At 68.0% G+C, this 20,284-nt stretch carries 35 protein-coding genes; 32 read left to right on the top strand and 3 right to left on the bottom strand.

All coding sequences use genetic code 11. From position 1 onward, the window contains the following. Positions 1-89: 89 nt before the first annotated feature. A complete protein-coding gene (locus JJ683_RS01735) occupies positions 90-617 on the bottom strand; it encodes a DUF8020 domain-containing protein (protein ID WP_200170947.1) in 528 nt (175 codons plus the stop codon). An 812-nt stretch (positions 618-1,429) separates the two neighbouring features. On the opposite strand from JJ683_RS01735, the gene rpsJ reads away from it, so the two are divergent. The 24 genes from rpsJ to map all read left to right on the top strand — a co-directional run bounded on the left by rpsJ (position 1,430) and on the right by map (position 14,070). Beyond that, entirely contained in the window at positions 1,430-1,735 is a 306-nt protein-coding gene (gene rpsJ / locus JJ683_RS01730) for a 30S ribosomal protein S10 (RefSeq protein WP_003938093.1), read from the top strand. 29 nt (positions 1,736-1,764) lie between these two features. Next, positions 1,765-2,421, top strand: a complete 657-nt coding sequence (gene rplC / locus JJ683_RS01725; protein ID WP_182347919.1) for a 50S ribosomal protein L3 — start codon at positions 1,765-1,767, stop codon at positions 2,419-2,421. Continuing rightward, positions 2,418-3,089, top strand: a complete 672-nt coding sequence (gene rplD, locus JJ683_RS01720) for a 50S ribosomal protein L4 (protein ID WP_200170946.1) — start codon at positions 2,418-2,420, stop codon at positions 3,087-3,089. The genes rplC and rplD overlap by 4 nt, the downstream gene beginning before the upstream one ends. Beyond that, a complete protein-coding gene (gene rplW, locus JJ683_RS01715; RefSeq protein WP_182347917.1) occupies positions 3,086-3,400 on the top strand; it encodes a 50S ribosomal protein L23 in 315 nt (104 codons plus the stop codon). The genes rplD and rplW overlap by 4 nt, the downstream gene beginning before the upstream one ends. A gap of 50 nt (positions 3,401-3,450) precedes the next feature. Continuing rightward, positions 3,451-4,290, top strand: a complete 840-nt coding sequence (gene rplB / locus JJ683_RS01710) for a 50S ribosomal protein L2 (protein ID WP_200170945.1) — start codon at positions 3,451-3,453, stop codon at positions 4,288-4,290. A 13-nt stretch (positions 4,291-4,303) separates the two neighbouring features. Further along, a complete protein-coding gene (rpsS, locus tag JJ683_RS01705) occupies positions 4,304-4,585 on the top strand; it encodes a 30S ribosomal protein S19 (protein WP_200170944.1) in 282 nt (93 codons plus the stop codon). Next, positions 4,582-4,989 (top strand): 50S ribosomal protein L22, encoded by a 408-nt coding sequence (rplV, locus tag JJ683_RS01700; RefSeq protein WP_200170943.1) that lies wholly within the window; start codon positions 4,582-4,584, stop codon positions 4,987-4,989. Before rpsS ends, rplV begins: the two co-directional genes overlap by 4 nt. Continuing rightward, the gene (gene rpsC / locus JJ683_RS01695; RefSeq protein WP_182347914.1) at positions 4,989-5,780 is read left to right on the top strand and encodes a 30S ribosomal protein S3; all 792 of its coding nucleotides are present in this window, start codon (positions 4,989-4,991) and stop codon (positions 5,778-5,780) included. The genes rplV and rpsC overlap by 1 nt, the downstream gene beginning before the upstream one ends. Before the next feature lie 2 nt (positions 5,781-5,782). Beyond that, positions 5,783-6,199 carry a 50S ribosomal protein L16 gene (gene rplP, locus JJ683_RS01690; RefSeq protein ID WP_200170942.1) on the top strand — a complete coding sequence of 139 codons (417 nt, stop codon included), beginning with the start codon at positions 5,783-5,785 and terminating at the stop codon, positions 6,197-6,199. Further along, the gene (rpmC, locus tag JJ683_RS01685; RefSeq protein ID WP_200170941.1) at positions 6,199-6,435 is read left to right on the top strand and encodes a 50S ribosomal protein L29; all 237 of its coding nucleotides are present in this window, start codon (positions 6,199-6,201) and stop codon (positions 6,433-6,435) included. Before rplP ends, rpmC begins: the two co-directional genes overlap by 1 nt. Then, positions 6,432-6,743: a 30S ribosomal protein S17 gene (rpsQ, locus tag JJ683_RS01680; protein ID WP_200170940.1), complete on the top strand. Its 312-nt coding sequence runs from the start codon at positions 6,432-6,434 to the stop codon at positions 6,741-6,743. The genes rpmC and rpsQ overlap by 4 nt, the downstream gene beginning before the upstream one ends. 211 nt (positions 6,744-6,954) lie before the next feature. Further along, on the top strand, positions 6,955-7,323 hold the full coding sequence (gene rplN, locus JJ683_RS18810) for a 50S ribosomal protein L14 (protein ID WP_143906493.1): 369 nt from the start codon (positions 6,955-6,957) through the stop codon (positions 7,321-7,323). Next, on the top strand, positions 7,323-7,637 hold the full coding sequence (rplX, locus tag JJ683_RS01670; RefSeq protein ID WP_200170939.1) for a 50S ribosomal protein L24: 315 nt from the start codon (positions 7,323-7,325) through the stop codon (positions 7,635-7,637). Before rplN ends, rplX begins: the two co-directional genes overlap by 1 nt. A gap of 2 nt (positions 7,638-7,639) precedes the next feature. Continuing rightward, on the top strand, positions 7,640-8,206 hold the full coding sequence (rplE, locus tag JJ683_RS01665; protein ID WP_182347909.1) for a 50S ribosomal protein L5: 567 nt from the start codon (positions 7,640-7,642) through the stop codon (positions 8,204-8,206). Position 8,207: 1 nt separating this feature from the next. Further along, on the top strand, positions 8,208-8,393 hold the full coding sequence (locus JJ683_RS01660) for a type Z 30S ribosomal protein S14 (protein WP_143906499.1): 186 nt from the start codon (positions 8,208-8,210) through the stop codon (positions 8,391-8,393). Between the two features lie 93 nt (positions 8,394-8,486). Then, a complete protein-coding gene (gene rpsH, locus JJ683_RS01655; RefSeq protein WP_200170938.1) occupies positions 8,487-8,885 on the top strand; it encodes a 30S ribosomal protein S8 in 399 nt (132 codons plus the stop codon). Positions 8,886-8,896: 11 nt separating this feature from the next. Then, positions 8,897-9,436 carry a 50S ribosomal protein L6 gene (rplF, locus tag JJ683_RS01650; RefSeq protein ID WP_200170937.1) on the top strand — a complete coding sequence of 180 codons (540 nt, stop codon included), beginning with the start codon at positions 8,897-8,899 and terminating at the stop codon, positions 9,434-9,436. Between the two features lie 2 nt (positions 9,437-9,438). After that, positions 9,439-9,846 (top strand): 50S ribosomal protein L18, encoded by a 408-nt coding sequence (rplR, locus tag JJ683_RS01645; RefSeq protein ID WP_200170936.1) that lies wholly within the window; start codon positions 9,439-9,441, stop codon positions 9,844-9,846. Positions 9,847-9,877: 31 nt separating this feature from the next. Beyond that, positions 9,878-10,528 carry a 30S ribosomal protein S5 gene (gene rpsE, locus JJ683_RS01640; RefSeq protein WP_200170935.1) on the top strand — a complete coding sequence of 217 codons (651 nt, stop codon included), beginning with the start codon at positions 9,878-9,880 and terminating at the stop codon, positions 10,526-10,528. Positions 10,529-10,530: 2 nt separating this feature from the next. Then, a complete protein-coding gene (rpmD, locus tag JJ683_RS01635; protein ID WP_182347905.1) occupies positions 10,531-10,716 on the top strand; it encodes a 50S ribosomal protein L30 in 186 nt (61 codons plus the stop codon). Then, positions 10,713-11,156 carry a 50S ribosomal protein L15 gene (rplO, locus tag JJ683_RS01630; protein WP_200170934.1) on the top strand — a complete coding sequence of 148 codons (444 nt, stop codon included), beginning with the start codon at positions 10,713-10,715 and terminating at the stop codon, positions 11,154-11,156. The genes rpmD and rplO overlap by 4 nt, the downstream gene beginning before the upstream one ends. Positions 11,157-11,423: 267 nt before the next feature. Next, complete coding sequence (gene secY / locus JJ683_RS01625) at positions 11,424-12,731, top strand: preprotein translocase subunit SecY (RefSeq protein WP_200170933.1); 1,308 nt, start codon at positions 11,424-11,426, stop codon at positions 12,729-12,731. Further along, positions 12,728-13,273 carry an adenylate kinase gene (locus tag JJ683_RS01620; protein ID WP_200170932.1) on the top strand — a complete coding sequence of 182 codons (546 nt, stop codon included), beginning with the start codon at positions 12,728-12,730 and terminating at the stop codon, positions 13,271-13,273. The genes secY and JJ683_RS01620 overlap by 4 nt, the downstream gene beginning before the upstream one ends. A 2-nt stretch (positions 13,274-13,275) precedes the next feature. Beyond that, positions 13,276-14,070: a type I methionyl aminopeptidase gene (gene map / locus JJ683_RS01615; protein ID WP_200170931.1), complete on the top strand. Its 795-nt coding sequence runs from the start codon at positions 13,276-13,278 to the stop codon at positions 14,068-14,070. Between the two features lie 60 nt (positions 14,071-14,130). Here map and dtd read toward each other — a convergent pair whose 3' ends face one another. Both dtd and JJ683_RS01605 read right to left on the bottom strand, forming a co-directional pair. Next, positions 14,131-14,598, bottom strand: a complete 468-nt coding sequence (gene dtd / locus JJ683_RS01610) for a D-aminoacyl-tRNA deacylase (RefSeq protein WP_200170930.1) — start codon at positions 14,596-14,598, stop codon at positions 14,131-14,133. 54 nt (positions 14,599-14,652) lie between these two features. Then, a complete protein-coding gene (locus JJ683_RS01605; RefSeq protein ID WP_200170929.1) occupies positions 14,653-15,168 on the bottom strand; it encodes a hypothetical protein in 516 nt (171 codons plus the stop codon). Positions 15,169-15,431: 263 nt separating this feature from the next. On the opposite strand from JJ683_RS01605, the gene infA reads away from it, so the two are divergent. From infA to truA, 8 genes are all read left to right on the top strand, one after another. Further along, positions 15,432-15,653: a translation initiation factor IF-1 gene (gene infA, locus JJ683_RS01600; RefSeq protein ID WP_143906524.1), complete on the top strand. Its 222-nt coding sequence runs from the start codon at positions 15,432-15,434 to the stop codon at positions 15,651-15,653. Positions 15,654-15,745: 92 nt separating this feature from the next. Beyond that, complete coding sequence (gene rpmJ / locus JJ683_RS01595) at positions 15,746-15,859, top strand: 50S ribosomal protein L36 (RefSeq protein WP_143906526.1); 114 nt, start codon at positions 15,746-15,748, stop codon at positions 15,857-15,859. Positions 15,860-16,033: 174 nt separating this feature from the next. Further along, positions 16,034-16,408 carry a 30S ribosomal protein S13 gene (gene rpsM, locus JJ683_RS01590; RefSeq protein WP_182347898.1) on the top strand — a complete coding sequence of 125 codons (375 nt, stop codon included), beginning with the start codon at positions 16,034-16,036 and terminating at the stop codon, positions 16,406-16,408. A 3-nt stretch (positions 16,409-16,411) separates the two neighbouring features. Then, complete coding sequence (gene rpsK, locus JJ683_RS01585; protein ID WP_143906530.1) at positions 16,412-16,819, top strand: 30S ribosomal protein S11; 408 nt, start codon at positions 16,412-16,414, stop codon at positions 16,817-16,819. A 33-nt stretch (positions 16,820-16,852) separates the two neighbouring features. After that, positions 16,853-17,458, top strand: a complete 606-nt coding sequence (gene rpsD, locus JJ683_RS01580) for a 30S ribosomal protein S4 (RefSeq protein WP_182359203.1) — start codon at positions 16,853-16,855, stop codon at positions 17,456-17,458. Positions 17,459-17,689: 231 nt separating this feature from the next. After that, a complete protein-coding gene (locus JJ683_RS01575; RefSeq protein WP_200170928.1) occupies positions 17,690-18,730 on the top strand; it encodes a DNA-directed RNA polymerase subunit alpha in 1,041 nt (346 codons plus the stop codon). 57 nt (positions 18,731-18,787) lie between these two features. Then, positions 18,788-19,345: a 50S ribosomal protein L17 gene (gene rplQ, locus JJ683_RS01570; protein WP_200170927.1), complete on the top strand. Its 558-nt coding sequence runs from the start codon at positions 18,788-18,790 to the stop codon at positions 19,343-19,345. Between the two features lie 6 nt (positions 19,346-19,351). Continuing rightward, on the top strand, positions 19,352-20,260 hold the full coding sequence (gene truA, locus JJ683_RS01565) for a tRNA pseudouridine(38-40) synthase TruA (protein ID WP_307810623.1): 909 nt from the start codon (positions 19,352-19,354) through the stop codon (positions 20,258-20,260). Positions 20,261-20,284: the final 24 nt, after the last annotated feature.

Below are 20,284 nucleotides of genomic sequence, written 5' to 3'. Positions count from 1 at the left end.
CCGGTCCACACAGCACGGCACCGCCGTGCCCCGGGGTTCTGCGGGCGCGGCGGTGCCGGGTCCGGCCCTGCGGGCCGGACGAGGGCTCGTCAGCGGTTGGCGAGCATGTCCATGAACGTCTGCTGGATCTGGCCGGCGTTGGGCGAGCCCATGGCGCCGCCGATGATCAGTCCCGGGATGCAGCCGAACACCAGCAGCCAGCAGCCGACGACCGAGCCGATGGCGGCGCCGAACGCCCCGCCGTTCTGCACGCCCCAGAGCCATTCGCCGACGAGCTTGTTGAACTGCCCCACCGCGTCGGCCTCCACGCGGTGGAGGGTGAGCGTCTTGCCGCCCCCGCCGATGGCCGTGTCGATCGGTGCGGCGATATCCGTGCCCGGAAGCGTGAGCGGAATCGACTCGACCACGTTGCCCGCGCCGTCGCGGACGTCGACGGTGCCGTCGCCGGAGGTGAAGGAGAACGCGCCGGCGTCGAGGATGACGCTGTCTCCCACCGGTTGGGTCTGCGCCGGCTCCGGCGCGGGGGCGGCGGCCGCAGTGGTGGTGGCGCCGACCGCGACGGCCGCCGCGGAGACGGCCGCGATGGCCGCGTTGCGGCCGAAACGGGTGAGGTTCATCGTCTTCTCCATTCAGTGATCGGGGCCGCCGAGGTGATTCCTTCGACGGTTTGTGCTGCGTATACAGTGAGTCCGCCAGGCCCGGCGTCCCGGTGCGACGACACTGCGGAATCCGAGCGTTCTCGGCCGGGGCCGCGGAAACGGACGTCCATTTCAAGGTGCCGCAATCCCAGGAGCATAAGCCGTCGCCCCGATCCCGGCAGGCCGACGCGGCGAATCCCGCCGAAATGCCCGGTCCGCCTCCGGCGACGAGCGATGGCGACCCGTCCGCCTGCTGCGACGGGGGCCATCCGCGGGTGTGATCGGACACGATTTGGCAGGGTCGGGCGAGTCGGGCATACTGTCGGGGTTGCCTTGAGTGCGTCCTGCGCCGGTGGCGGCGGTCCCGTCGGGGTCGTCCGACTGTCGGCAGGGGTGCGTGCGGGCGGGTGCGGCCGTTCCGATAGAGTGGTCGCCCGGCCGATCAAGGCCTGTGTACGACGTACCTGAAAGCGTCCGCCCGGCGGGCGCGACCGGTGCGTTCTCCGCGGCGATGCGCGGATCCGTCCCACCGGGGCGGTGTCCGGGGAATGCGTCGCGTGAGAAGCGAACGGGCGACACGCCCGACCGCGTGTACCGGTGGACCATGACAGATGAACAGCGGCGACGATGAGCCCTGGTGCTGATCGCAGTCGGCGGTGCCGATCACGAGAGATCGTCGATCACAGGTGTGCGGCCGGCCCCACTCGACCACATTCCGCTGCCATCGGTCCGGTAATGAACGAAGCGGCGCCTCCCGGGCGTCGCGACACGGCAAGCAAAGGACTACAAGCGTGGCGGGACAAAAGATCCGCATCAGGCTCAAGGCCTATGACCATGAGGCGATTGACGCGTCTGCGCGCAAGATCGTCGAGACGGTGACCCGCACCGGCGCCCGCGTCGTCGGTCCGGTGCCGTTGCCCACCGAGAAGAACGTCTACTGCGTCATCCGTTCGCCGCACAAGTACAAGGATTCGCGCGAGCACTTCGAGATGCGTACCCACAAGCGCCTCATCGACATCCTCGACCCGACGCCCAAGACCGTCGACGCGCTCATGCGTATCGACCTGCCTGCCAGCGTCGACGTCAACATTCAGTGAGCCCGGGAAGACGCAGCGGAGAACATTCAATGACTGATACCGAGATCAAAGGCATTCTGGGCAACAAGCTCGGCATGACGCAGGTCTTCGACGAGAACAACCGGGTCGTCCCGGTGACCGTCGTCAAGGCCGGTCCGTGCGTTGTCACCCAGGTGCGCACCGAGGAGCGCGACGGCTACAGCGCCGTCCAGCTGGCCTTCGGCGCCATCGACCCGCGCAAGGTGAACAAGCCGGTCGCGGGCCACTACGCCAAGGCGGGGGTCACCCCGCGGCGCCACATCGTGGAGCTGCGGGTGCCGGACGCCTCCCAGTACGAGGTGGGCCAGGAGCTCACCGCCGAGGCCTTCTCCGACGGCACGCTCGTCGACGTCACCGGCACCAGCCGTGGCAAGGGCTTCGCCGGCACGATGAAGCGCCACGGCTTCGCCGGCCAGGGCGCCAGCCACGGCACACAGGCCGTGCATCGTCGCCCCGGCTCGATCGGCGGCTGCGCCACGCCGGGCCGCGTGTTCAAGGGCATGCGCATGGCCGGCCGGATGGGCAACGACCGCGTGACCACGCAGAACCTGACCGTCCACAAGGTGGACACCGAGGCCGGTCTGCTGTTGATCAAGGGTGCGATCCCGGGCCGCAAGGGCGGCGTCGTGATCGTCAAGACCGCAGTGAAGGGTGGTGCGCAGGCATGAGCGCCGAGAACACCGTCAAGCTGACCCTCGACGTCCACGTCCCGGCCGGCGGAACCGACGGTTCCGTGGAGCTGCCGGCCGACATCTTCGACGTCGAGCCCAACATCCCGCTGATGCACCAGGTCGTCACCGCGCAGCTCGCGGCGGCGCGCCAGGGCACCCACAAGGTGAAGACGCGCGGCGAGGTCCGAGGAGGCGGCCGCAAGCCGTACCGCCAGAAGGGCACCGGCCGCGCGCGCCAGGGTTCCATCCGCGCACCCCAGTTCACCGGCGGCGGTACCGTGCACGGCCCGCAGCCGCGCGACTACGCGCAGCGGACCCCGAAGAAGATGAAGGCCGCCGCACTGCGCGGCGCGCTGACCGACCGGCTGCGCAGCGACCGCGTCCACGTGGTCTCCGAGCTGGTCGAGGGCCAGGTGCCGTCCACCAAGAAGGCGCTCGGCTTCCTCGGCCGCCTCAGCGACCGCGCGAAGTTCCTCGTCGTGGTCCCGCGCGAGGACGTCGTGACGTGGCAGAGCGTGCGCAACATCGAGGGCGCGCACCTGATCGCACCGGATCAACTCAACACCCACGACGTTCTGCGCAGCGACGACATCGTCTTTTCCGTCGCGGCGCTCGAGAGCTTCGTGACCGCCCGCAGCTCGGCAGCGAAGGAGGTCTCGGCATGAGCATCGCGGAGATCAAGTCCGACCCGCGAGACATCCTGGTCGCACCGGTGGTCTCGGAGAAGTCCTACGGGCTCATGGAGGACGGTGTCTACACGTTCCTGGTGCGCCCGGACGCCAACAAGACGCAGATCAAGATCGCCGTGGAAAAGGTCTTCGGTGTCAAGGTCACGTCGGTGAACACCGCCAACCGTCAGGGCAAGCGCAAGCGGTCACGCCTCGGCTACGGCCGGCGCAAGAACACGAAGCGCGCCTTCGTGACGCTGTCCGACGACAGCAAGCCCATCGAGATCTTCGGAGGGCCGGTCGGCTGAGCCGCGGCTCACCCCACCGGAACTCGTAGAAGGTAAGGACTTCAAGACTCATGGCAATCCGTAAGTACAAGCCGACGACACCGGGCCGCCGCGGCTCGAGCGTCGCCGTTTTCTCCGAGATCACACGCTCGACGCCGGAGAAGTCGCTCGTCCGCCCGCTGCACAACAAGGGCGGACGCAACGCGCACGGGCGGATCACGACCCGGCACCAGGGCGGCGGACACAAGCGCGCCTACCGGGTGATCGACTTCCGCCGCCACGACAAGGACGGCGTGCCGGCCAAGGTCGCGCACATCGAGTACGACCCGAACCGCACTTCGCGGATCGCGCTGCTGCACTACTACGACGGTGAGAAGCGCTACATTCTCGCGCCCAAGGGCATCGGTCAGGGCGACGTCGTGGATGCAGGCCCCAACGCCGACATCAAGACCGGCAACAACCTGCCGCTGCGCAACATCCCCGCGGGCACGGTCATCCACGCGGTGGAGCTGCGCCCCGGCGGTGGCGCCAAGATGGCCCGCTCGGCCGGCGCCAGCATCCAACTGCTGGGCAAAGAAGGCAAGTACGCGAGCCTGCGCATGCCCTCCGGCGAGATCCGCCGCGTCGACGTGCGCTGCCGCGCGACCGTCGGCGAGGTCGGCAACGCCGAACAGTCCAACATCAACTGGGGCAAGGCGGGCCGCATGCGGTGGAAGGGCAAGCGCCCCTCCGTCCGCGGCGTCGTGATGAACCCCGTCGACCACCCGCACGGCGGTGGCGAGGGCAAGACCTCGGGTGGCCGCCACCCGGTCAGCCCGTGGGGCCGGCCCGAGGGCAGGACCCGACGACCCAAGAAGGCCAGCGACGCGATGATCGTCCGTCGTCGCCGTACCGGCAAGAACAAGCGCTAGGAGGGAGTGAAGGATGCCACGCAGCCTCAAGAAAGGCCCGTTCGTCGACGACCACCTCCTGGCGAAGGTGGACGCGCAGAACGAGAAGGGGACCAAGCAGGTCATCAAGACCTGGTCCCGTCGCTCGACGGTGATCCCGGACTTCATCGGACACACGTTCGCGGTGCACGACGGCCGCAAGCACGTGCCGGTGTTCATCTCGGAGAACATGGTCGGACACAAGCTCGGTGAATTCGCGCCGACCAGGACGTTCAAGGGCCACATCAAGGACGACCGGAAGAGCAAGCGCCGATGAGCACACAGTCAGAGACACAGGCCGTCGCGCAGACGGCGAAGGCCACCGCGCGCTATGTGCGGGTGACCCCGATGAAGGCCCGCCGCGTCGTGGACCTGGTCCGCGGCCGGAGCGTCGGCGACGCGCTCGACATCCTGCGGTTCGCCCCGCAGTCGGCGAGCGAGCCGGTCGCCAAGGTCGTGGCGAGCGCCGCGGCGAATGCGGAGAACAACCTCGACCTCGACCCGCGCACGCTCGTCGTGTCCGCGGCGTACGTCGACGAGGGCCCCACCTTCAAGCGGTACCAGCCGCGCGCACAGGGCCGGGCGTTCCGCATCCGCAAGCGCACCAGCCACATCACCATCGAGGTCCAGTCGGTGCCCGGCCAGGGCAACGGCCGCGGCCGTCGGAAGGGAGCTCAGTAGTGGGCCAGAAGATCAACCCGCACGGGTTCCGACTGGGAATCACCACCGACTGGAAGTCGCGGTGGTACGCGGACAAGCAGTACGCCGACTACGTCAAGGAAGACGTGGCGATCCGCCGGTTGCTCTCGACCGGCATGGAGCGCGCCGGCATCTCGAAGGTGGAGATCGAGCGCACGCGTGACCGCGTCCGCGTCGACATCCACACGGCGCGCCCGGGCATCGTCATCGGCCGCCGCGGCTCGGAGGCCGACCGCATCCGCGGCAAGCTCGAGAAGCTGACGGCCAAGCAGGTGCAGCTGAACATCCTCGAGGTCAAGAACCCCGAGGCTGATGCGCAGCTCGTCGCCCAGGGCGTGGCTGAGCAGCTGTCCAACCGCGTCGCCTTCCGCCGGGCAATGCGCAAGGCCATCCAGTCGGCCATGCGGCAGCCGCAGGTCAAGGGCATCCGCGTGCAGTGCTCCGGCCGCCTCGGCGGTGCGGAGATGTCCCGCTCGGAGTTCTACCGCGAGGGGCGCGTGCCGCTGCACACCCTGCGTGCCGACATCGACTACGGCTTCTTCGAGGCCAAGACGACCTTCGGCCGCATCGGTGTGAAGGTGTGGATCTACAAGGGCGACGTCGTCGGAGGCCGCCGCGAGGTGGCGGCCAACGCGGCGGCCGAGCGTGACCGTCCGCGCCGCGAGCGCCCGGCCCGTTCGCGCCGCCCGTCCACGGCCGGCCAGGGCGGTGGCCGTGCGGCCACCGCCACTGCGCAGGCCGAGGCGCCCGCCGCAGAGAATCAGGAGGGCTGACGATGTTGATGCCACGACGGGTCAAGCACCGTAAGCAGCATCACCCCAAGCGCAATGGCATGGCCAAGGGCGGCACGGAGGTCACGTTCGGTGACTACGGCCTGCAGGCCCTGGAGCCGGCGTACATCACGAACCGCCAGATCGAGGCGGCGCGTATCGCGATGACGCGCCACATCAAGCGCGGCGGCAAGATCTGGATCAACATCTTCCCGGATCGCCCGCTGACCAAGAAGCCGGCCGAGACCCGAATGGGTTCCGGTAAGGGTTCGCCGGAGTGGTGGATCGCGAACGTCAAGCCGGGACGCGTGATGTTCGAGATGAGCTACCCCAATGAGGAGATCGCCCGCGAAGCCCTGCTGCGCGCGGCGCACAAGCTCCCCTGCAAGTGCCGGATCGTGACCAGGGAGGGGAGCTTCTGATGGCAACGGGAACCCAGGCGTCCGAGCTCCGGGAGCTCGGCGAGGAGGAGCTGACCACGGCCCTCCGCGAGGCCAAGGAGGAACTGTTCAACCTCCGCTTCCAGATGGCGACCGGGCAGCTCGACAACAATCGTCGCCTCCGGACCGTCCGGCGCAACATCGCCCGGATCTACACGGTGCTCCGCGAGCGTGAGCTGGGGCTCGCGGTCGGACCGGACGAGGACGGCGCCGCATGAGTGAGGACAAGACAGTGAGCACCACCGAGAACGCAGCGAGCACGGAAGCGGCCGACGAGCGCGGCCGCCGCAAGATCCGTATCGGCTACGTCGTCTCCGACAAGATGGAGAAGACGATCGTCGTCGAGCTCGAAGACCGCGTCAAGCACCCGCTGTACGGCAAGATCATCCGCCGTACCAGCAAGGTGAAAGCGCACGACGAGAACGGCCAGGCCGGCGTGGGCGACCGCGTCCAGTTGATGGAGACCCGGCCCATGTCCGCCACCAAGCGCTGGCGGCTGGTCGAGGTCCTCGAGAAGGCCAAGTAGTACTCGGTGCGGCCGGCCGATCGCGCAAGCGGGGGCCGGCCGCACCGGTGCACGTCCCAACCCTTATGATGGTCTGGTTTGCCGCACGGGCTCGCGTCCGTGCGGCGTGCCCCGCCATCGTGCGGGAGTCCGCCCCGCGGGGCGGGCGAACGACCGCGTGCGTCGGGTCGGTAATCCGGCGCACATCGAGTCCAGGTCAAGGAGAACTCTAGTGATCCAGCAGGAGTCGCGGGTCCGAGTTGCCGACAACACCGGTGCCAAGGAGATCTTGTGCATCCGTGTTCTCGGCGGCTCCGGTCGCCGCTACGCCGGGATCGGCGATGTCATCGTCGGCACGGTCAAGGACGCCATCCCCGGCGGCAACGTCAAGCGCGGCGATCTGGTGAAGGCCGTGATCGTCCGGACTAAGAAGGAGCGCCGTCGTCCCGACGGTTCCTACATCCGCTTCGACGAGAACGCCGCCGTCATCATCAAGCCGGACAACGATCCGCGCGGCACCCGCATCTTCGGGCCCGTCGGCCGCGAGCTGCGCGACAAGAAGTACATGAGGATCATCTCGCTCGCACCGGAGGTGCTGTGATGAAGGTGCACAAGGGCGACACGGTCCTCGTCATCTCAGGTAAGGACAAGGGCGCCAAGGGCAAGGTCATCAAGGCCATCCCGGACCGCAACCGCGTCATCGTCGAGGGCGTGAACCGCATCAAGAAGCACACCGCCGTCTCTGCGAACCAGGCCGGCGCGAGTGTCGGCGGGATCGTCACCCAGGAGGCCGCCGTCCACGTCTCGAACGTGATGGTCGTCGACTCCGACGGCAACCCCACCCGCGTCGGGTACCGCACCGACGAGAACGGCAAGCGGGTGCGGATCTCCCGTCGCAACGGGAAGGACATCTAGAGATGACGAGCACCGAGAACAAGATCCAGCCGCGCCTGAAGCTGCAGTACCGCAGCGAGATCCGCGACGCCATGCAGAAGGAGTTCTCCTACGAGAACGTCATGCAGGTGCCGGGGCTCGTGAAGGTCGTCGTCAACATGGGCGTCGGCGACGCCGCCCGCGACGCCAAGCTCATCAACGGCGCCGTCCGCGACCTCTCTCTGATCACCGGTCAGAAGCCCGAGATCCGCCGTGCACGCAAGTCCATCGCGCAGTTCAAGCTGCGTGAGGGCATGCCCATCGGCGCCCGCGTCACGCTGCGCGGCGACCGCATGTGGGAGTTCCTCGATCGGCTGCTTTCGATCGCACTGCCGCGCATCCGCGACTTCCGCGGACTGTCGGGCGAGCAGTTCGACGGCAACGGAAACTACACCTTCGGCCTGTCCGAGCAGTCGATGTTCCACGAGATCGACATCGACTCGATCGACCGCCCGCGCGGCATGGACATCACCGTCGTGACCACCGCCACCAACAACGACGAGGGGCGCGCGCTGCTCAAGCAGCTCGGCTTCCCGTTCAAGGAGAAGTGAGATGGCGAAGAAGGCGCTCGTCAACAAGGCGAACCGCAAGCCCAAGTTCTCAGTTCGCGCCTACACACGGTGCCAGCGGTGCGGACGCCCGCACTCGGTGTACCGCAAGTTCGGACTGTGCCGCGTCTGCTTCCGCGAGATGGCGCACGCGGGCGAACTGCCGGGAGTTCACAAGAGTTCCTGGTGATCCACCACCACACCACTTCGCGGTAGGCCTGCTGCGCCGCCCCGGCGGCGTCCAAGAGGGAACCATTGCGAGAAAGGTATACAGGTCACTTTCATGACCATGAGCGATCCGATCGCAGACATGCTCACGCGTCTGCGCAACGCCAACTCGGCGTACCACGACGAGGTCTCCATGCCCTCGTCGAAGCTGAAGGTGAACATCGCCGAGATCCTCAAGCGCGAGGGCTACATCGGCGACTACAAGGTCGAGGAGGCGCGGGTGGGCAAGACCCTCACGCTGATCCTCAAGTACGGCCCTGCGCGTGAGCGCAGCCTCGCCGGCATCCGTCGGGTATCGAAGCCCGGCCTGCGCGTGTACGCCAACTCCACCAACCTGCCCAAGGTCCTCGGCGGCCTCGGCGTGGCGATCATCTCGTCATCGACCGGCCTGCTGACCGATCGCCAGGCAGCCAAGCAGCGAGTAGGCGGGGAAGTCCTCGCCTACGTCTGGTAGGGGGTCGAAGAATGTCTCGTATCGGTAGAGACCCGATCGCCGTCCCCGGCGGCGTCGACGTGGCTGTCGACGGCCAGGACGTCACAGTCAAGGGGCCCAAGGGCGAGCTGGCGCTGACCCTGCACGACGTCATCGGCATCGAGAAGGCCGAGGACGGACGCCTGCAGGTCACGCGCGCCGACGAGGACCGCGAAAGCCGCGCGTTGCACGGCCTGTCACGCACGCTCGTGCAGAACATGGTCACCGGCGTCACCGACGGCTACGTCATCAAGATGGAGATCCACGGCGTCGGCTACCGCGTGGCGCTGAAGGGCTCCACGCTCGAGTTCTCGCTGGGCTACAGCCACCCTGTCACTGTCGAAGCTCCGGAAGGCGTGAGTTTCCAGGTGGAGAACCCGACCCGGTTCTCCATCAGCGGCATCGACAAGCAGAAGGTCGGTCAGGTGGCCTCCAACATCAAGCGTCTGCGGAAGCACGACCCGTACAAGGGCAAGGGCATCCGCTACGAGGGTGAGCAGGTCCGTCGCAAGGTCGGAAAGACGGGTAAGTGATCATGACTGAGACTGCACAGACCAACGGCAAGCGGGTCCAGCGCGGTACGGATGTTTCCACCGCACGCCGCATCGCGCGGAGCCGTCGGCACTTCCGCCTGCGCAAGCAGCTGTCCGGCACGCCGGCACGCCCGCGGCTCGTCGTGAAGCGCTCTTCCCGGCACATCCACGTTCAGGTCATCGACGACACCGTGGGCCACACCCTGGCGGCGGCGTCGAGCATCGAGGCCGACGTCCGGGCCGTCGAAGGCGACAAGACGGCCAAGGGCGTCAAGGTCGGGGAGCTCATCGCGGCCCGCGCCAAGGCGGCCGGCGTCACGGCTGTCGTGTTCGACCGCGGTGGCAACGCCTACCACGGCCGTATCGCGGCGCTCGCGGACGCGGCGCGCGAGGGTGGGCTGGAGTTCTGATGAAGACGATCAACAACGGAAGGACTGTCTGATGCCGGGACGTCAGCGGCGTGACGGCGGACGGGGTCCCGCCGGACAGAACGGCCCCAACAGCGACAACAAGGGCCAGGGCGGCCAAGGCGGCCGCGGCCGGGGCGGCCGGGACAACCGGTCGCGCGACGCGGAGAAGTCGAACTTCATCGAGCGCGTTGTCACGATCAACCGCGTGTCGAAGGTCGTCAAGGGCGGCCGCCGGTTCAGCTTCACCGCGCTGGTCATCGTCGGCGACGGCAACGGCGTCGTCGGCGTGGGCTACGGCAAGGCCAAAGAAGTGCCCGCCGCCATCCAGAAGGGTGTGGAAGAGGCCCGGAAGAACTTCTTCCGCGTGCCCATGATCGGCAGCACCATCACCCATCCGATCCAGGGTGAAGAGGCCGCCGGCGTGGTCATGCTGCGCCCGGCCAGCCCGGGCACCGGTGTGATCGCGGGCGGCGCGGTGCGCGCCGTCCTCGAGTGCGCGGGCATCCAGGACATCCTGTCCAAGTCGCTCGGCAGCGACAACGCGATCAACGTCGTGCACGCGACGGTGGCAGCGCTCAAGGGCCTGCGTCGCCCCGAGGAGGTCGCGGCGTCCCGCGGCCTGCCGATCGAGGACGTGGCCCCGGCAGCGATGCTGCGGGCGCGTGCCGGGCAGGGGGCATGACGATGGCACAGCTCAAAGTCACCCAGGTCCGCAGCACCATCGGAACCAAGCAGAACCAGCGTGACAGCCTGCGTACCCTCGGGCTCAAGCGGATCCGGCACACGGTCGTCCGTGAGGACTCGCCGGAGACGCGCGGGCTGATCAACGTGGTCTCGCACCTCGTCACGGTGGAGGAGGTCTCACAGTGACCATCAAGTTGCACCACCTGCGCCCGGCGCCGGGTGCCAAGACCGACCGCACACGCGTCGGCCGCGGCGAGGGCTCCAAGGGAAAGACCGCGGGACGAGGCACGAAGGGCACCAAGGCCCGTAAGAACGTGCCGGCCGCCTTCGAGGGCGGGCAGATGCCGTTGCACATGCGGCTGCCCAAGCTCAAGGGGTTCAAGAATCAGTTCCGCACCGAGTTCCAGGTCGTCAATGTCGGCGATATCGCGCGGTTGTTCCCCGAGGGCGGGACCGTCGGGGTGGCCGAGCTGGTCGCCGTCGGCGCCGTCCGGAAGAACCAGCCGGTGAAGGTCCTCGGCGACGGCGAGATCGGCGTCAAGGTCGACGTCGTCGCGGACAAGATCTCGGCGTCCGCAGCGGAGAAGATCGCGGCGGCCGGCGGCTCCGTGACCGCCACCGCCTGACGGACGAGGAACGTGCGACCCGGTCGCGTTCCGGCTCCCCTCGGAGGGCCGGCGCGGCCGCGGTCGCAGCAGCGCGCATGCCGCGGACGGGGCCTTGCGGGCCCCGTCCGCGGCATCGCTGTCTGCACCCACTGTTAGAGTTCAACCGTCGTCCGCGCGTCGGCCGGACCACGCCGGTGGGGATTGCCCGGGCCGCCGCCCGATGAGGGCGGGCGGGTCGGTGGGTTCTTTCCCGGGCGCCCCGTCAGCACACATCCAGGAGGACACTTGCTCTCGGCCTTCGGATCTGCCTTCAGGACTCCGGACCTGAGGCGGAAGATCCTGTTCACGCTCGGCCTGATCGTGTTGTATCGGCTCGGCGCGATGATGCCGTCGCCCGGCGTGGACTTCAAGGTGGTCCAGGAGTGTTCCGCGGACGCCCTCGGCGGCGACTCGGCGGGCGTGTACACGCTCATCAACCTGTTCTCCGGCGGCGCACTGCTGCAATTGTCCGTGTTCGCAATCGGCATCATGCCGTACATCACGGCGAGCATCATCGTCCAACTGTTGACTGTCGTCATCCCGAAGTTCGAGGAACTGCGCAAGGAAGGGCAGTCCGGCCAGGCGAAGATGACGCAGTACACGCGGTACATCACGATCGCACTGGCTCTGCTGCAGTCCACCGGCTTCGTCGCGCTGGCCAACAGCGGCAATCTGCTACGCGGCTGCGACCGGCCGATCCTGGCGGATTCGAGCATCTTCGGGCTCGTGGTGACGACGCTCGTCATGGCCGCGGGCGGCGTGCTTCTGATGTGGTTCGGCGAGCTCATCACCGAGCGCGGCGTGGGCAACGGCATGTCGCTGCTCATCTTCATCAGCATCGGTGCGGGTCTGCCCACCATGGGCAAGTCCATCCTGGACCAGGGCGGGCTGAAGTTCACGCTGATCATGATCGCGGTGCTGGCGATCCTCGCCGGCGTCGTGTTCATCGAGCAGGGCCAGCGTCGAATCCCCGTACAGTACGCCAAGAGGATGGTGGGCCGACGGATGTACGGCGGCACCTCCACGTACCTGCCGCTCAAGGTCAACCAGGCCGGCGTCATCCCGGTGATCTTCGCGTCGTCGCTGCTCTACTTGCCCACTCTCGTGGCGCAGCTGACGAGCAACAACGGCACCGAGGAACACTGGTGGAACAAGATCATCAACCAGTACCTGTCCAACCCGGCCGACACCGGCTACATCATCATCTACTTCCTGCTCATCATCTTCTTCACCTACTTCTACGTCGCCATCACGTTCAATCCGGAGGAGCGGGCGGACGAGATGAAGAAGTACGGTGGGTTCATTCCGGGCATCCGACCGGGGCGGCCGACGGTGGAGTACCTGCAGTACGTGCTCACGCGCATCACCTTGGTGGGCTCGCTCTACCTGGGCATCATCACGGTGCTGCCGAACTTCTTCCTGGGTGCGGCGGCGACGGCGAGCATGGCGTTCGGCGGTACGTCGATCCTCATCATTGTCGTGGTCGCACTCGACACCGCGAAGCAGATCGAAAGCCAGCTGTTGCAGCGAAACTATGAAGGGTTCCTTCGATGAGAATTGTTCTACTCGGTCCCCCCGGCGCGGGTAAGGGCACCCAGGCGGCCATCCTTTCCGACAAGCTCGGTGTTCCGCACATCTCCACGGGGGACCTGTTCCGTGCGAACATCGGCGAGGGCACGGAGCTCGGCGTCGAAGCCAAGCGGTACCTCGACGCCGGTGAGCTCGTGCCCAGCGAGCTGACGAACCGCATGGTGGAGGCGCGCTTGTCCGAGGCGGACGCGCAGCAGGGGTTCCTGCTCGACGGCTTCCCCCGCACGGTGGACCAGGCGGAGGCGCTTGAAGGGATCCTGGGCCGGCTGGGCACCACGCTTGACGCGGTCGTGGAGTTCGTCGTCGACGAGGACGTCGTGGTGGAGCGGATGCTGGCGCGCGGCCGCGACGACGACAAAGAGGACGTGATCCGGAACCGACTGCGGGTGTACCGGGCGGAGACGGCCCCGCTGCTGGACCATTACCGGACCATCGAGGTCAGCGTCGACGCGGTGGGCGAGATCGAGGAGATCAACGCGCGGGCCATGGCAGCGCTGGGCAAGTAGCGGTGGGGTTCATGCGACGTCGCAGAACGGTGCCTTTCCGCACGAACGGGGAGCTCGACGCCATGGCCGCGGCGGGCGCGGTCGTCGGGAGGACCCTCGTGGCCGTCCGGGACGCCGCGAAGCCGGGGGCCAGCACCCTGGACCTCGACCGCGTGGCCGAGGAATCCATCCGGTCCGCGGGAGCGGTGCCCTCTTTCCTCGGCTACCACGGGTTCACCGGCTCCATCTGTGCGTCGCGCAACAACGTGGTGGTGCACGGCATCCCGCGTGCTGACGACGTGCTCGCCGAGGGAGACCTGCTCTCCATCGACTGCGGCGCAATCCTGGACGGATGGCACGGCGACTCGGCGTGGACCTTCGCGGTGGGCGCGATCACCCCGGCGGAGCAGGAGCTCAACGGTGCGACCGAGAAGTCGCTCTCGGCGGGGATCGCGGCGATGCTTCCCGGGAACAGGCTGACGGACGTGTCCCATGCGATCGAGAACGGGACGCACGCGGCGGGGCGGGCACACGGGCGGAGCTACGGCATCGTCGACGGCTACGGGGGCCACGGCATCGGCCGAGAGATGCACATGGACCCGTTCCTGGCCAACGAAGGCGCCCCAGGGAAGGGTCCGCGTCTGGTGGCCGGGTCCGTGCTCGCCATCGAACCGATGCTCACTCTGGGCACGGACCAGACCACCGTGCTCGAGGACGGGTGGACGGTGATCACCGACGACGGGACCAAGGCTTCGCACTGGGAGCACACCGTTGCGGTGACTCCCGACGGGCCGCGCATCCTCACACTCCGACCCTGACGCCCCGACCCTGACCGTCCCGACCTTGACGCCCGGCCCCACAGTTCTGTGGGGGCGGGTTCAGTTCTCCAGCAGGATCGTCACCGGGCCGTCGTTGGTGGACGAGACGTGCATGTGAGCGCCGAAACGGCCGGACTCGACGTGGGCGCCGAGTTCGCGCAGTGCGCCGGCCAGCGTCTCTACGAGAGGTTCGGCCACGGCTCCCGGGGCCGCCTGGTTCCACGACGGACGCCGGCCTTTGCGCGCGTCGCCGTACAGGGTGAACTGGCTGACGACGAGGACCGGGGCGCCGATGTCGGAGGCCGAAGCCTCTCCGTCGAGGATGCGGAGTCGCCAGATCTTCGCCGCCAGCGCATGCGCGGTCGCGTCGTCGTCGGAGTGCGTCGCTCCGACGAGCACGAGCAAGCCCTGCCGGACGCCGGGCGGGGCCGCGCCCGGGCCGAAGGCACCGTCGCCGAGGATCTCGCCGACGGTGCCACCGTCGACCTGCACCCGTGCCCACGTGACCCTCTGAACGACCGCCCGCATACGGCCATTCGATCAGATCAGCCTCCGGCCGCTCTCACGGCCTCCGGGCTCCCTTTAGTCCATGCCGTCGTCGGAGGGGACAGTACGGTCCGGGCCGGTGTGCCCGTGCGCGCCGACAAGGGCCGGCGGGCTCCCCGGCGCGCGGTGCCAGCGGTCGCCGCGCGCATCGGTGAACGTGATCGCGGGCAGAGCGGAGATGTGCTCGGGTTGCCGGACGGATTGCCGGTGCTCGCCGGGCAGCACGAATCTGATCCTGATGGGCGGCGCATCGAGCCGGTCGGGTTCTTCCCCCGTGGTGCGGGCGTCGGCCGGCACCACCTCGACGTCGTGGACGGGGTGGCCGGAACGGTTCGCGACGACGAGCTGGGCGTCCGCGATCCACGCGCTCACCTGATCGGCGTGGGCGCGGCGCGCGCGCATGCGTTCGCCCATCTCGCGCAGGAGACGATGCTTGCGTTCGCGGTGGATCTGCCAGAATCCGACGCCGAACGCCGCGACGGTTCCGATCGATCCGAACCAGGTGGCGAGGTCGCCGAAACTGTCGAACCACTGATGCGGTGCTGCGGCCATGGTCGGTGATCCTTGTCGTGCGGTGCGGGCGGGTTTTCGCTGCGTGGGCGCGGGCGTGTACCCTGGTCGATTGGTGCGTGCTGCGCGCGCGTTCCGTGCCGTCTGAAGGCGGACGGGGCTGCCCGTGTCGGGCGGCTGGACGCGCGGGCCTGTAGCGAGCAGGCCTGTAGTGAGCATCATCCCTTAGGAGGACGAGTAGGCGATCGATTCCTGGTCGCCCGGGCGTGCCCGGGCGGTCGGTCGACGCCAGGATCGCGGAGGACATGGCCAAGAAGGACGGTGCCATCGAGGTCGAGGGGCGTGTGATCGAACCCCTGCCCAACGCAATGTTCCGCGTTGAGCTGGAGAACGGACACAAGGTCCTTGCCCACATCAGTGGCAAGATGCGGCAGCACTACATCAGGATCCTCCCCGAGGATCGGGTGGTGGTGGAGTTGTCGCCGTACGACCTCTCCCGCGGTCGGATCGTTTTCCGGTACAGGTGAGAACCCTTTCCGGCCGGTCCCGGTCGGGAGGACTACGATTCCGCGGCGCCGATGGCGGCGGCGTGGAGTGATCTTCAGGAGATTCGACAGACGTGAAGGTGCAACCGAGCGTCAAGAAGATCTGCGAGAAGTGCAAGGTGATCCGCCGTCACGGGCGGGTCATGGTGATCTGCGACAACCCGCGGCACAAGCAGCGCCAGGGTTAGGCAGCGCCGGCCAACGCACAATTGCGATCGGCTTGCCGAGCGACATGACAGCCTCCCAGAACCAGCCGTGCCCCTCGAGGGCGCGGTCCACCCCCGGCACGGAGGCCGGGGCCCCATCGATAACGGGGACGGGCTGGGAGAAGACCTCCGAACACCGAGAACAGGATCTGCCACATGGCACGACTCTCTGGTGTGGATCTGCCCCGCGAAAAGCGGATGGAGATCGCACTGACCTACATCTACGGGATCGGCCGTACCCGCTCCCAGGAGATCCTCGCGGCCACGGGCGTCAGCCCCGACCTGCGCAGCAAGGATCTGACCGACGAGGACCTCACGAAGCTGCGTGAGTACATCGAGAACAGCCTGAGGGTGGAGGGCGACCTTCGCCGCGAGGTGCAGGCCGACATCCGTCGCAAGATGGAGATCGGCTGCTACCAGGGCCTGCGCCACCGCCGTGGGCTTCCGGTCCGTGGTCAGCGCACCAAGACCAACGCGCGCACGCGCAAGGGCCCCAAGAAGACCATCGCCGGCAAGAAGAAGGCCAGGTAAGCAATGCCACCGAAGTCACGCGGCACCGGCCCCAAGAAGGGCACCCGACGCAGGGACAAGAAGAATATCCCGCTCGGCGCCGCACACATCAAGAGCACGTTCAGCAACACGATCGTCTCGATCACCGATCCCGCCGGCAACGTCGTCTCCTGGGCTTCGTCCGGCCATGTCGGCTTCAAGGGTTCGCGCAAGTCGACCCCGTTCGCCGCGCAGCTGGCGGCCGAGAACGCCGCGCGCAAGGCGCAGGAGCACGGCATGAAGAAGGTCGACGTCTTCGTCAAGGGGCCGGGCTCGGGCCGCGAGACGGCGATCCGCTCGCTGCAGGCCGCCGGTCTCGAGGTCGGCACAATCTCTGATGTCACCCCTCAGCCGCACAACGGCTGCCGTCCGCCCAAGCGGCGCCGGGTCTAGCGGGAACTGGAAAGGATAGGAGGCTAAAGGTTCATGGCTCGTTATACCGGACCGGTCACCCGCAAGTCGCGACGTCTGCGTGTCGATCTCGTCGGAGGAGACCAGGCGTTCGAGCGTCGCCCCTACCCGCCCGGCCAGCATGGCCGCGCGCGGATCAAGGAGAGCGAGTACCTCCTGCAGCTGCAGGAGAAGCAGAAGGCGCGCTTCAGCTACGGCGTGATGGAGAAGCAGTTCCGCCGCTACTACGAGGAGGCCGCGTCGCGTCCCGGCAAGACCGGTGAGATCCTGCTGATCCTGCTCGAGTCGCGTCTCGACAACGTCGTCTACCGCGCCGGCCTCGCGCGCACGCGCCGTCAGGCACGTCAGCTCGTCAGCCACGGCCACTTCCTGGTCAACGGCAAGAAGGTCGACATTCCCAGCTACCGCGTGTCGCAGTACGACATCATCGACATCAAGGAGAAGTCGATGAGCACGCTGCCGTTCCAGGTGGCGCGGGAGACCCAGGGCGAGCGTAACGTCCCCGGCTGGCTGCAGGTCGTCGGCCCGCGCATGCGGGTGCTCGTGCACCAGCTGCCGGAGCGCGCGCAGATCGACGTGCCGCTGCAGGAGCAGCTCATCGTCGAGTACTACTCGAAGTAGATCATGCGTCCCCCGTGCGGCCGACGCCGCGCGGGGGCGCTGTCCCGGACAGCGTTCGGGACTTCCCCGAAGGTCTCGGGGTCCGTCCGTCCTGGGCGGCAGTGTCCGGGACGGAGTCGTCCACGGGCGACGGGCGTTCGGTGTCGCCGCTGCGGCGGCGGTGCCGGCCCACGGCCGGTGGAGGTGTCAGGTGGACGTCAAATAGCGGACGTCCGTACAGGAGGAATGTCAATGCTCATCTCGCAGCGACCCGTGCTGACCGAAGAGGTCATCGCGGATAACCGCTCGAAGTTCGTGATCGAGCCGCTGGAGCCGGGATTCGGCTACACGCTCGGCAACTCGCTTCGGCGCACGCTGCTGTCGTCCATCCCGGGCGCGGCGGTCACCAGCATTCGGATCGAGGGTGTGCTCCACGAGTTCACCACGATCCCGGGTGTGAAAGAGGACGTCACCGAGATCATCCTCAATCTCAAGGGGCTCGTAGTGAGCTCCGAGGAGGACGAGCCGGTCACGATGTACGTCCGCATGCAGGGGCCCGGCGTGGTCACCGCAGGCGACATCGTCCCGCCCAGCGGCGTGGTGGTGCACAATCCCGATCTGCACATCGCAACGCTGAACGAGAAGGGCAAGCTCGAAATCGAGCTCGTGGTCGAGCGAGGCCGCGGCTACGTCCAGGCGATCCAGAACAAGGCCGCAGGCGCGGAGATCGGCCGTATCCCGGTCGACTCCATCTACTCGCCGGTCCTCAAGGTGACCTACAAGGTCGAGGCCACCCGCGTGGAACAGCGCACCGACTTCGACAAGCTGATCCTGGACGTCGAGACGAAGCGCTCGATCTCTCCGCGTGATGCCATCGCGTCGGCCGGCAAGACGCTGGTCGAGCTGTTCGGATTGGCGCAGGAGCTCAACGTCGAGGCGGAAGGCATCGAGATCGGGCCGTCGCCCGTCGAGGCCGACCACATCGCGGCGTACTCCATGCCGATCGAGGAGCTGGAGCTGGCGGTCCGCTCGAACAACTGCTTCAAGCGCGAGGGCGTCCACACCGTGGGCGACCTGGTGGCGCGCAGCGAGTCGGATCTGCTGGACATCCGGAACTTCGGACAGAAGTCGATCAACGAGGTCAAGGTCAAGCTCGCCGCCCTCGGCCTGGCGCTCAAGGACAGCCCTCCCGGGTTCGACCCGTCCACGATCGCCGGATACGACCCGGAGACGGGCACGTGGACGGACACGGACGACGATGATCAGGACTTCGCCGAGACCGAACAGCTGTAACCGTCTTCACTCGGAACGCCGGAGAGGCCGTCCCGGGTGCCTACAAGGAGCACTACAATGCCCAAGCCCACCAAGGGTGCCCGCCTCGGCGGGTCGGCTTCGCACCAGAAGGCCATCCTGGCCAACCTGGCCACTGCGCTCTTCGAACACGGTCGGATCACCACCACCGAGTCGAAGGCCAAGAGGCTGCGTCCGTACGCGGAGAAGCTGATCACGAAGGCCAAGGCCGGCACACTGGCAGACCGACGCGACGTGATGAAGAACATCACCGACAAGGACGTCGTCCACCACCTGTTCGCCGACATCGGACCGCACTTCTCGGAGCGGGACGGCGGGTATACCCGCATCATCAAGACACTGCCGCGCAAGGGCGACAACGCTCCGATGGCGATCATCGAGCTGGTGCGTGAGCAGACGGTGTCCACCGAGGCGGACCGTGCGCGTCGCGTCGCGGCCTCGCAGGCCCAGGAGAACCCGGTCGCCCAGGTCGCCGACGAGGCGTCCGAAGCAGAGGTCGAGAACGCCGAAGAGGTGGTGGAGGGGATCGAGGAGACCACCGCCACCGCAGCCGACGCGACCGATGCCGAGGACGACAAGGCCGCAGACAAGGACTAGTCCCCCGTGGAGGATTCCTTTCATCGCGCGGGTGAGCCCGTCGCCGCGGACAGCGGCGGCGGGCTCACCCGTCTGCGTCTCGACATCGCCTACGACGGCACGGACTTCTCCGGGTGGGCCAAGCAGCCCGGGTTGCGGACGGTGTGCGGCGTTCTGGAGGATGCGCTCGCGACTGTGCTGCGCACGCCCGCCCACCTGACCGTGGCGGGCCGGACGGACGCCGGGGTGCACGCGGCGGCGCAGGTGGCGCACCTGGATCTGGCGACGGACGCGGTACCCGACGAGCCGTCGCGGCTGGTGCGCCGGTTCGCCCGGCTGCTGCCGCAGGACGTCCGCATACGCGCGTTCACCCGGGTGCCCGCGGACTTCGATGCGCGGTTCTCGGCCCTGCGCCGGCACTACGCATACCGGGTGACGGCGGCGGAATCGGGCGCGGATCCGGTGCGGGCCCGCGACACGGCCGTGTGGCGTGGCCCCGTCGACCTGGAGGCGATGCGGCAGGCTTCGGCCGCGCTGGTGGGGCTGCACGACTTCGCCGCGTACTGCCGGCGCCGGGACGGCGCGACGACCGTCCGTGAGCTGCAACGTTTCGAATGGGCTGAGGATGGCGAAGGCGTCCTTGTGGCGCAGGTGAGTGCGGACGCGTTCTGCTGGTCGATGGTGCGCAGCCTCGTCGGCGCAGCACTCACAGTGGGTCAGGGACGGCGCGCGCCGCAGTGGATGACGGACCTGCTGGCGGAGCGGGAGCGTTCCAGCGCGGTGCCGGTGGCGCCCGCGAAGGGGCTGAGTCTGGCCGGCGTGGACTATCCGCCGGACGACGCGCTCGCGGCACGCAATCGCAGAACGATGGACAAGCGCGGCCCCGTGGAAGCCGGGGACGGGGTCGCCGCGCCGGGCGGCTGCTGCGGCGGCTGATCCGGCGCGCGGGCCGGCGGCGGG

Origin of the sequence: Tomitella cavernea, assembly GCF_016599145.1 — a bacterium.
Taxonomy (GTDB): domain Bacteria; phylum Actinomycetota; class Actinomycetes; order Mycobacteriales; family Mycobacteriaceae; genus Tomitella; species Tomitella cavernae.
This window is presented reverse-complemented; position numbering and strand designations above follow the sequence as displayed.

Excerpts from the sequence above, each read along its gene's own strand:
- JJ683_RS01735 (WP_200170947.1), bottom strand. The coding sequence starts at position 617 with ATGAACCTCACCCGTTTCGGCCGCAACGCGGCCATCGCGGCCGTCTCC.
- rplC (WP_182347919.1), top strand. The coding sequence starts at position 1,765 with ATGACTGATACCGAGATCAAAGGCATTCTGGGCAACAAGCTCGGCATG.
- rplD (WP_200170946.1), top strand. The coding sequence starts at position 2,418 with ATGAGCGCCGAGAACACCGTCAAGCTGACCCTCGACGTCCACGTCCCG.
- rplW (WP_182347917.1), top strand. The coding sequence starts at position 3,086 with ATGAGCATCGCGGAGATCAAGTCCGACCCGCGAGACATCCTGGTCGCA.
- rplB (WP_200170945.1), top strand. The coding sequence starts at position 3,451 with ATGGCAATCCGTAAGTACAAGCCGACGACACCGGGCCGCCGCGGCTCG.
- rpsS (WP_200170944.1), top strand. The coding sequence starts at position 4,304 with ATGCCACGCAGCCTCAAGAAAGGCCCGTTCGTCGACGACCACCTCCTG.
- rplV (WP_200170943.1), top strand. The coding sequence starts at position 4,582 with ATGAGCACACAGTCAGAGACACAGGCCGTCGCGCAGACGGCGAAGGCC.
- rplP (WP_200170942.1), top strand. The coding sequence starts at position 5,783 with ATGTTGATGCCACGACGGGTCAAGCACCGTAAGCAGCATCACCCCAAG.
- rpmC (WP_200170941.1), top strand. The coding sequence starts at position 6,199 with ATGGCAACGGGAACCCAGGCGTCCGAGCTCCGGGAGCTCGGCGAGGAG.
- rpsQ (WP_200170940.1), top strand. The coding sequence starts at position 6,432 with ATGAGTGAGGACAAGACAGTGAGCACCACCGAGAACGCAGCGAGCACG.
- rplX (WP_200170939.1), top strand. The coding sequence starts at position 7,323 with ATGAAGGTGCACAAGGGCGACACGGTCCTCGTCATCTCAGGTAAGGAC.
- rplE (WP_182347909.1), top strand. The coding sequence starts at position 7,640 with ATGACGAGCACCGAGAACAAGATCCAGCCGCGCCTGAAGCTGCAGTAC.
- JJ683_RS01660 (WP_143906499.1), top strand. The coding sequence starts at position 8,208 with ATGGCGAAGAAGGCGCTCGTCAACAAGGCGAACCGCAAGCCCAAGTTC.
- rpsH (WP_200170938.1), top strand. The coding sequence starts at position 8,487 with ATGACCATGAGCGATCCGATCGCAGACATGCTCACGCGTCTGCGCAAC.
- rplF (WP_200170937.1), top strand. The coding sequence starts at position 8,897 with ATGTCTCGTATCGGTAGAGACCCGATCGCCGTCCCCGGCGGCGTCGAC.
- rplR (WP_200170936.1), top strand. The coding sequence starts at position 9,439 with ATGACTGAGACTGCACAGACCAACGGCAAGCGGGTCCAGCGCGGTACG.
- rpsE (WP_200170935.1), top strand. The coding sequence starts at position 9,878 with ATGCCGGGACGTCAGCGGCGTGACGGCGGACGGGGTCCCGCCGGACAG.
- rpmD (WP_182347905.1), top strand. The coding sequence starts at position 10,531 with ATGGCACAGCTCAAAGTCACCCAGGTCCGCAGCACCATCGGAACCAAG.
- JJ683_RS01620 (WP_200170932.1), top strand. The coding sequence starts at position 12,728 with ATGAGAATTGTTCTACTCGGTCCCCCCGGCGCGGGTAAGGGCACCCAG.
- dtd (WP_200170930.1), bottom strand. The coding sequence starts at position 14,598 with ATGCGGGCGGTCGTTCAGAGGGTCACGTGGGCACGGGTGCAGGTCGAC.
- JJ683_RS01605 (WP_200170929.1), bottom strand. The coding sequence starts at position 15,168 with ATGGCCGCAGCACCGCATCAGTGGTTCGACAGTTTCGGCGACCTCGCC.
- infA (WP_143906524.1), top strand. The coding sequence starts at position 15,432 with ATGGCCAAGAAGGACGGTGCCATCGAGGTCGAGGGGCGTGTGATCGAA.
- rpsM (WP_182347898.1), top strand. The coding sequence starts at position 16,034 with ATGGCACGACTCTCTGGTGTGGATCTGCCCCGCGAAAAGCGGATGGAG.
- rpsK (WP_143906530.1), top strand. The coding sequence starts at position 16,412 with ATGCCACCGAAGTCACGCGGCACCGGCCCCAAGAAGGGCACCCGACGC.
- rpsD (WP_182359203.1), top strand. The coding sequence starts at position 16,853 with ATGGCTCGTTATACCGGACCGGTCACCCGCAAGTCGCGACGTCTGCGT.
- JJ683_RS01575 (WP_200170928.1), top strand. The coding sequence starts at position 17,690 with ATGCTCATCTCGCAGCGACCCGTGCTGACCGAAGAGGTCATCGCGGAT.
- rplQ (WP_200170927.1), top strand. The coding sequence starts at position 18,788 with ATGCCCAAGCCCACCAAGGGTGCCCGCCTCGGCGGGTCGGCTTCGCAC.